Source organism: Alcanivorax sp. HI0083, assembly GCF_001635175.1.
On record NZ_LWFX01000903.1, the window covers coordinates 1 to 1,011 of the forward strand.

Sequence of the window (1,011 nt, forward strand, 5' to 3'; positions counted from 1 at the left end):
GGCCGCTGGCGTACCGGTGTGACTATCGAATGGCAGGAATGGTCTGCCCTGGAAGACGAATTCGATAATGACACCATCAAGGACCAGACCGTTAGCGGGCAACCTGGCCAGCTGGAATTCCAGGACGTGATTATCCCGCGCATCGGCACCCAGTTCCGGCTGAATGAGAATTTCTCATTCACCGGGGGGGTGGCTTACAGCGAATCACCACTGGAATCCAATGCGTCGGTGGATGTGAACTACCTGGATACGGATAAATGGATCATCGGCCTCGGCGTCACCGCGGAATACAAGAAAACCCGTATTCTCGCTTTCCCGGTCCGTTTTGATCTGGCCTACCAGCACCAGATCCTCGAAGACCGCACCTTCGACATTTACGACACCCAGTCCGCCGTCTACCCGCAGCCCAGCGAGCAGGTGGAAGCCAGCGGTGAGGTGAATGTGATCAGCGGCTCCATCACCCTGAAATTTTAAGCCCGGGAGGCAAACACAATGATGCGAACGAGCGTACTTTTCGCCACCGCACTGGTGCTGACCGCCTGCGGTGGTGGTGGCAGTGAACAGACCGTGGATTACAGCGGCCGCAACAGCGGGCAGGTGTTCTACAGCTACCCGGCGGACCAGCAAACCCAGATATCGGTGCATGCGCCACTGGTGGTGCAGTTTTCCGAGGCGCCGGGCCTGGTGCTGTCGGACATTACCCTTACCGGCCCGGACGGTGCCGTTGATGTGGACATGAGCGAAGCCGATCAGGGGCGCTCCGTGGTGATCACGCCGCGCGTGCCGTTGGCCTTCAACAGCGACTATACCCTGAGCCTGAACGGCATCGACCTGGACGGTTTCAGTGACGGCACCCTGAACTTCACCACCGGCTCCGCCGGCACGGGGCCGCAGGACCAGCAGCAGAACGCGGATGAGCTGGTGATCAGCCGGCAAATGCCGTCGGGTGGCGACGACCAGCCCTTCATGGACTTCTCCACCGTTCACCTGCAATTCTCGCAGCCACTGGAT

2 protein-coding genes are annotated in these 1,011 nt (G+C 59.9%); both read left to right on the top strand.

All coding sequences use genetic code 11. From position 1 onward, the window contains the following. Positions 1 to 474: OmpP1/FadL family transporter (locus A3754_RS09000; protein WP_197468586.1), on the top strand; the 474-nt coding region annotated here is incomplete at its 5' end. Positions 475 to 492: 18 nt separating this feature from the next. Then, on the top strand, positions 493 to 1,011 hold a 519-nt coding region (locus A3754_RS09005), incomplete at its 3' end, for an Ig-like domain-containing protein (RefSeq protein WP_197468587.1).